We start from the raw sequence: 6,934 nt of genomic DNA on the forward strand, positions 1-6,934 counted from the left end.
CCCTATGCCTACATGAGGCACTTGCTGACTGAACTGCCCCGATGCCAAACCGCCGATCAAATCGAAAAACTCGTGCCCCACAAAATTGATTCCAAGATTTTAAGGTAAGGTGTAGGGTGGGTTTGGTGATCGCTTACATAACAAACGACCCCCGGGTGAGACCGTTATTACAGAAGCCCAGCTTTTAATTTCATCAATGCATAAAAAGGCACGGGGGATTTAGATAACAGGAAATAATTTTATCTGAGAAACACGTTTTGTGGGACACTTGAGATAGACTTCGAAAAGGGTTGGCGTGATTTGCATTCAGGCGATCTGATGACTTCTGTTCATTTTTTCCTTGGCTTCGTTGGCTTATCGGTGAGCTTTTTCACCTCACGATCAAAATCTGAAATATATTTTTTATCCTGCTCTTGGCGATATTTTTCATATTCTTTTAACGCCTTCTCTCCCGCAGCTTCCGCGCTCACACTGCCAGCATTCATTAAAACGCCTTTTCCCAAAAGGGTCAGGTACTCATCAAGCTTGCTGATCCAGTCCTTCATGGTCATGGCGTGTTCACTCTTGGCTTGAATCTCGGCAAATGACAAATAGGCATCGACGATACGATTGAGCATTTCAAGTTCGGTTTCGTTCAAATAATTTTTCGCGATGTAGATATCGCGTTGAATTAGCCGCAAACCCGAAAAATTGGTAAGCCCCACCAGCGGCTTTTTACTGTCAACGCGTTCGGCAATCAGTTCTGCGGCAGTTTTTCCACTGACGGCAAAGTGCATTTTGTTTTGAACCGTTTTGAAAAACTTATCTGTTTCCTTGGCATCTTTACGATAGTCAATGCTGGTTGCGTAGATATCGGTCACTTTCTGATACAGCATCCTCTCGCTTGAACGAATATCCCGTATCCGCTCCAAGAGTTCTTCAAAAAAGCGAGATTTGTGGCCCCCTTGTTTAAGGCGTTCGTCATCCAACGTAAATCCTTTTACAATGTATTCTCGCAAACGCTGCGTTGCCCATATACGAAATTGTGTGCCACGAAGAGAATTCACACGATAGCCTACGGAAATTATGGCATCGAGGTTATAATGCTTGACCTGATAAGTTTTACCATCATTGGCAGTTACCGAGAAATCCTCGGTAACTGATTTTTCAGTTAACTCTGAACTTTTAAAGATATTTTTCAGATGCAATCCGATATTATCGGAACTACAATCAAAAAGTGCTCCCATTTGCTTTTGAGAAAGCCACACTGTCTCCCCATCCATTTTGACTTGGACTTTCATTTTTCCATCTTCTGTTTGGTACAGAATAATTTGTGATCTTTCTTGACTGTCGGTTTTCTTTGTCATGTTGTCTGCTCCATCTGATACGCCAGTTCAGGTATTTTGAGTCCAAAGCTCATAGCTTGGTTGGGCGGGGAAATATTTTGTGACGAATACCCAATGGTCTTGTAGCCAGTCAGTCTACGTTCAAACATTTTTCTGAGCATCGGAACCTGATGGTCGACGTAATCGTAAACCTGCAAAAGTTTTTTGCCATCATGCGAACGATGCAGGCGTCCCACATATTGTTGCAGTGTCCCTTTCCACGAAATCGGGATGACCAAAAATAAAGTGTCGAGACGGCTGTCATCAAAACCTTCACCGATGTAGCGACCTGTTGCCAGTATTACTCGTTCCTCTGAGTCGGGGAGATTGGCGATTTGTTCTTGAAGTTCTTGCCGCTGTTTTTTGCCCATACCGCCACGCAAAACAAACACGTTCTTGGCAAATTTTTTGAGCCGGCTTTCGAGATAGTCGAGATGTTCGGTTCGTTCTGTTAAAACCAGTGGCGAACGCTTTGATTCTAAGGTTTTGAGAAGATCATTGAAAATGAGATCATTTCTATTTTGATCTTGTACCAATAACCCGTAAATTTCCTGAATCGAAAATTTTTGATTTGTTTCCGGCAGAGCGAAGCCTGTGTATCGTGGCAGCACAACATGCTCAAACTGATTCAATTCTGATTGCTGTTTTGCCGTGGCCTTGAAACGAGCGAAACGTCCATCAACCAGCTCTGGTTTGATATCGTGCTCTTTGAGCAGAGCCAGAACTTCATTCAAACATCCACGAGGAACCGCAATATGATCCGGAAAATCTTGTCCGCAAGAAATAATTCTTGGTTTGTCATAGGTAGAAAGACGCATGGCTTGGGCGCGGTAAAATTCGGGATTTTGAAAAGCTGCGATGCGCAACAGCCGATTGAGCATAGCTGTCAGCAGGCCATGTTTTTCAACATAGACCATATTCGCCATGACAACTTTGACCTTTTCAGGGAATGGCCCATTGATTTTTTTGGGAGTACTTTTCTCAGATGTAATTTCCCATGGTTTGATTGGCTTTTCATTTTCTTCGCTAACCAATGGAATATTGCCAACCTCGGTGTGAAACTGAACCTGTGCGAGAATTTGATGAATCTGATTCGCACTGATTTTTTTTGCATTGGCTAAAACAGCCCACTGGTCTTCATGGATATTGCCATTCTCATCAATAAAAACGCTGTTGCCATGGCTTCTTGGTTCTCGTTGCAGAGGCAGTGCAATCAAATTACCGAAACCGCCCTTGGGCATGGTATCTTGATTAGGAAACAAGCGATCATACGAATCCAAACCGACTTGATGTCGCTTTTCCATTGCTTTCGTCAGCAGAAAACTTCCGAGTCGTCTTGCCAGAGATGCAGCAATTGGATTTTTAAAGAATATCCAAACATGTCCACCTTTACCGGATCGTGATCGCTCCAAGAGACAACTCATGTTAAGTTCTTTGCAGGATGAAATAAAAGAACGCACATCCTCCAGCCAATTTGCCTTATCGAAATCGACAGCAAGGAACCAGCAAGTTTCATCGGCCAAAAGAGGATAAAGTCCAACAGTGGTTTTTCCAGAAAGATGGTCATGAATGGCTTGATCGGCAAGCGTGTGAAATTTTCTGTTTTCACATCGTGAACGCTTAGCTTTTCGATCATGAGAGCAAGCGGGACAACCCCAATCATGGGAACAAGCGGGCGAATAACCCTTTTTGCCGTCTTTGCCTTCCCAGCGAAGAGCATAAACATCTTCGCGACCGCGAAAGTAAGAGCGAAACAAAGAGATTTTTTGTTCTATCGATAAAGTATTGTGTGCAGCAGATTGTTTGTCGTCTGTATTTTTATCGGCAACTTCGGGTTGAATTCCTAATTGCAGACGCAAAGCGGCATTCTCAGTTCGCAACTGGACACATTCTTCTATGGCTTTCTTTAATTGTGTTTCTAAATCAGTCATTTTTAAAGTTTTGCTAAACCTGCATCCGATTCACGCAGCTACTATCTTGAAATCGTCCGCTTTCTCCTCTTCACGCTGGTTGCGAATGTACTCCATCCATACTTCATCGGTCACATTCCCACTCGTCACTACAAAAACCCTCTCGCCCACAAGGGCTGACCCCAATACCGCTTCCACAATTCCGAAAATCCCTGTTGTAACTTCCTTGACGTCGTCCCCTTCATGTATTGAACAAGCCGATCACCACCAGATGTGGAGAAATTGATACTAATAGATGCACATGGTCACTCCCAACGCTCCCGGTAATAATTTGTCTCATACCATCCAAACAAGCTATTTACGAATAATGACCATTTCTAGGCCAGGGATATCTTTAAAATCTTTTAGATTATGGGTCATAAGCTTGATGCCATGTTGCACGCACTGGCTTGCTATCCACAAATCTTGAATACGAAATTCGTGGCCACGGCCTGTTTTTTTAAGCTCTGCCGATAAAGTGCCAAAAATAATACCTGTCATTTCATCAATTCGTAGAATAGGTTTGTGAATCAGTCGGCTTACGGCTGAAAGTCTTTTTTGTTTAAGATCAGGTTGTTTAGTAATTTCTGCCCCAAATTTTAATTCAGCCAAGGTGACGGGGGAGATAAATACAGGTTCATTTTTAGTGTAAACTGCAATATCGGCAGCTGCAAGGGCACCTTGCTCAACATCAACCCAAATGCAGGTATCAATTAAATATCCCATGGGTTTTTTAGGAGGTTTAAATTTTGTTTACCGAGGGAAGAATGGCGACTTTCTTTGACCCAACCCTTGGCAGCCTGTTCAGGAAGGGTACGATAAAGATCCGAAAGTGCTTCTAACGCGGTCATGCGGACAGGCCCAGGAAGGATACGGGCAATCCGCTGTTTATTTCTAACAATGACAATCTCCTCGCCTTTTGATTCAACGAGGTCAAGCACTTGGCTGAGTTGCCTGGCTAATTCGGTTGAACTCACTTCACGCATAACTTATTTTCACCTATTAATCAGATATAGTCATATTATACATATAGGACATGATTATTCAAGACTTTTTATGGCTCATGGGGGTTTTTGTGCTAATGATGTCAAGGCATCAATATTTTCCGTAGGGGTCACCCATGCAACAACACGAACTCCTTCAACCTGGGTACCAGATAAAATGGTAATGATAAAAGCTCGTATTGCAGACTTTTCCCGTTGTGTAAAATGACTTTGTGGTTTTCTTTCATCAGTTGTCCGCTCCAGATGCGCACGCCGAGATTTCTTGAACTTCTTGCCAAAAACTGGTGCAGTGATTTTAGCGAACCATGGCTACCTGATTTTATTTCAACTGGCACAATCTCTTCACCCGACTGCAATAAAAAATCCAATTCAGAAGATGTTCCCTTTTCTTCACGAACCCAGAAATAAAAAGATTTTCTGTTGCTGGAGTCGTCTGCCAGAAATTCCTGCCCGACAAACTCTTCAAACAAACCTCCGCCAAACATCGGAGACATTAACCTTTCAGAAATTTGGTCTTTGGTAAGATTTGCAACATAGGTGCAAAGCCCGATATCTAAAAAAATTGATTTCGGTGCAGACTTTTCTTTTTTTATAAGAGGTGGCATTGTGCATGTGGTGGGGAATATTCGTTCAACGAGCATGGCTTCATGTAAAATATCGAATGCCTTTGAAATGTCACGTGACTTTGCGCTTGAACCAGCAAGTTTTGAATATTTAATACGTTTGCCGGTTTCAAAGGGAAGTTTATCCCAAACCAGCTTTAAGTATTCAACTTCGGAGGTGCTAGAGTATTTTGCAAAATCTTCTTTAAAAGATGAAAATAGAGTCCCATGGTATTTTCTTACGGATAGCAAATTGCGATCTGAAATGTATTGATTGACAGCTTCCGGCATGCCGCCGACAAACATATAATCCGCCAGCAAACTAAGCAGTTTATCATGCAATGGCTTTAGTAATGGGAAATTCAGATCGCATTTTAACACAGATCCCAAAATGATATCCTCTCCAATCGCTGATAAAAATTCATAAAATGAGACTGGGTATAAATACAAAAATTCCACTCTTCCAACAGGAAAAGACCAGCCTTCTTTTTTCATTCGAACTTCAAGAAGCGAACCGGCGCTTATAATATGAAGACCAGGCATTTCTTCATAAAAATAACGAAGCATTTTTATGGCAGAGATTGAATTTTGTATTTCGTCTAGAAAAAGAAGCGTTTCGCCAGGAATGATCCTTCGATTTACAATTCCTTCGATGCTTTGTATGGTTTCCTTGGCGTCTCTAATGTTAGCAAAAATTTTTGATGTTGAATCTTTTTCTAAATTCAATTCTACAAAATTTTTAAATTGACGCGCAAATTTTCTGATAAGTGTGGTCTTGCCTGTTTGCCTTGCACCCCTGATAATGAGAGGCTTTCTCCTTTGTTTATTCTTCCAATTGTGCAGTTCGGCTTCTATTTTTCTATTAAACATAGGCAAATTATGACAAAAGCATACCTTCTTTTCAAGCTAAAAATGACAAAAGAATACTATGTTTGGGTTAGTCGCCACTGGTGGAAAGGTAATATTTGTTTACTTCTTCGGCAGAGAGCGGGCGGTCAAAGATGAAAATTTCGCTCATATTTCCGCTAAAATAGTTGGCATTGCCATAGGAATTATTTCCAATAAATAACTTGCTCGTTGATTTGACACTTCGGTCAATTTGCCCAATGGTGTCTACAGGCACCAAATCTAAATAGGTTGTCACTGGTTCTCCATTTAAATATATTCCAACCTCACCCGTAGCATGATCAAAAGTGCCCGCAATATGATATGGAATATCGTTATTAATCAACCGGTCGCTGGTCATATGGTAATAATCCTGCACACTACTAAGGATCACAAACTGAACATACAATGGATAGAATCCATCTCCTGCAAGGCGTAAATTATAAGTGGCACCATCAAGTCTTTTATCAACAAGTTGCTGCTCAGAATATTTATCGATATTGGTAACAACTGCAATTACAGAAACCGAATCAGGATTTAAGGCTGACACGTTATCAATCAACACTTGGTCATTGGTTCCATCAAATTTAAAAGCACCATCTAGAATCCCGGATTGTGGGGGCTCAAGCCACTGCGGCCCGCCTTGTGGAATGCCATGGTTGCTGTTGCCGCTGTAGTCGCAAATGGTTTTGCTTGGATTGTCGTCGCCTTCGCACATGATGCTCTTGCTGGGATCTTCGTTGAAGCGTAGCCATAGCACCAACCCAGTATCACCGGTGGTTACGATTTTTTCTAAAGTATTGAGAATTTGAGCACCACTGGTTTCTTCGACCTTGAATTTGTAGTCTTTGCGTGGTTTTAAATTGGATAAAGGAAGACTTTCCCCACCGGATTTCTTTTCATCAATCGGTATCGTTGTGGTCTCTTGGCCATTATTATCTAATTCAATTGCTCTAACCCGGTATTCCTTTGAATTATTTCCCGGTAAAGTGAATGACTCTGTTGTGTCTACTCCATAACGTGGCACATCCCCATCGAATGCCATAATCGTAGGGGTGAAGTCTTGTGCCACATCACATTGTTTATCGCATTTTTCTTCGGTGGTCGCCAAACGACTCGCTTTTAACGTA

Annotated in this window: 7 protein-coding genes and 1 pseudogene; all 8 read right to left on the reverse strand. The window is 41.9% G+C overall.

The window, feature by feature from the left end:
- Positions 1-329: 329 nt before the first annotated feature.
- A complete protein-coding gene (locus tag HYU97_00325; protein ID MBI2335198.1) occupies positions 330-1,346 on the reverse strand; it encodes a virulence RhuM family protein in 1,017 nt (338 codons plus the stop codon).
- Positions 1,343-3,295 (reverse strand): hypothetical protein, encoded by a 1,953-nt coding sequence (locus HYU97_00330; GenBank protein MBI2335199.1) that lies wholly within the window; start codon positions 3,293-3,295, stop codon positions 1,343-1,345. Before HYU97_00330 ends, HYU97_00325 begins: the two co-directional genes overlap by 4 nt.
- A gap of 30 nt (positions 3,296-3,325) precedes the next feature.
- Positions 3,326-3,427: pseudogene (locus HYU97_00335) on the reverse strand (IS200/IS605 family transposase).
- A complete protein-coding gene (locus HYU97_00340) occupies positions 3,424-3,519 on the reverse strand; it encodes a hypothetical protein (protein MBI2335200.1) in 96 nt (31 codons plus the stop codon). The pseudogene HYU97_00335 and the gene HYU97_00340 overlap by 4 nt, the downstream one beginning before the upstream one ends.
- A 109-nt stretch (positions 3,520-3,628) precedes the next feature.
- Positions 3,629-4,039 (reverse strand): type II toxin-antitoxin system VapC family toxin, encoded by a 411-nt coding sequence (locus HYU97_00345; protein ID MBI2335201.1) that lies wholly within the window; start codon positions 4,037-4,039, stop codon positions 3,629-3,631.
- The gene (locus HYU97_00350) at positions 4,027-4,299 is read right to left on the reverse strand and encodes a type II toxin-antitoxin system Phd/YefM family antitoxin (protein MBI2335202.1); all 273 of its coding nucleotides are present in this window, start codon (positions 4,297-4,299) and stop codon (positions 4,027-4,029) included. Before HYU97_00350 ends, HYU97_00345 begins: the two co-directional genes overlap by 13 nt.
- A 128-nt stretch (positions 4,300-4,427) precedes the next feature.
- Entirely contained in the window at positions 4,428-5,789 is a 1,362-nt protein-coding gene (locus HYU97_00355) for an ATP-binding protein (GenBank protein MBI2335203.1), read from the reverse strand.
- A gap of 67 nt (positions 5,790-5,856) precedes the next feature.
- On the reverse strand, positions 5,857-6,934 hold a 1,078-nt coding region (locus tag HYU97_00360; protein ID MBI2335204.1), incomplete at its 5' end, for a LamG domain-containing protein.

This window comes from Deltaproteobacteria bacterium (assembly GCA_016183235.1).
Taxonomy (GTDB): domain Bacteria; phylum UBA10199; class UBA10199; order DSSB01; family JACPFA01; genus JACPFA01.

Coding starts and splice junctions, on each gene's coding strand:
- HYU97_00340 (MBI2335200.1), bottom strand. CDS start 3,519: ATGAAGGGGACGACGTCAAGGAAGTTACAACAGGGATTTTCGGAATTG.
- HYU97_00345 (MBI2335201.1), bottom strand. CDS start 4,039: ATGGGATATTTAATTGATACCTGCATTTGGGTTGATGTTGAGCAAGGT.
- HYU97_00325 (MBI2335198.1), bottom strand. CDS start 1,346: ATGACAAAGAAAACCGACAGTCAAGAAAGATCACAAATTATTCTGTAC.
- HYU97_00350 (MBI2335202.1), bottom strand. CDS start 4,299: ATGCGTGAAGTGAGTTCAACCGAATTAGCCAGGCAACTCAGCCAAGTG.
- HYU97_00330 (MBI2335199.1), bottom strand. CDS start 3,295: ATGACTGATTTAGAAACACAATTAAAGAAAGCCATAGAAGAATGTGTC.
- HYU97_00355 (MBI2335203.1), bottom strand. CDS start 5,789: ATGTTTAATAGAAAAATAGAAGCCGAACTGCACAATTGGAAGAATAAA.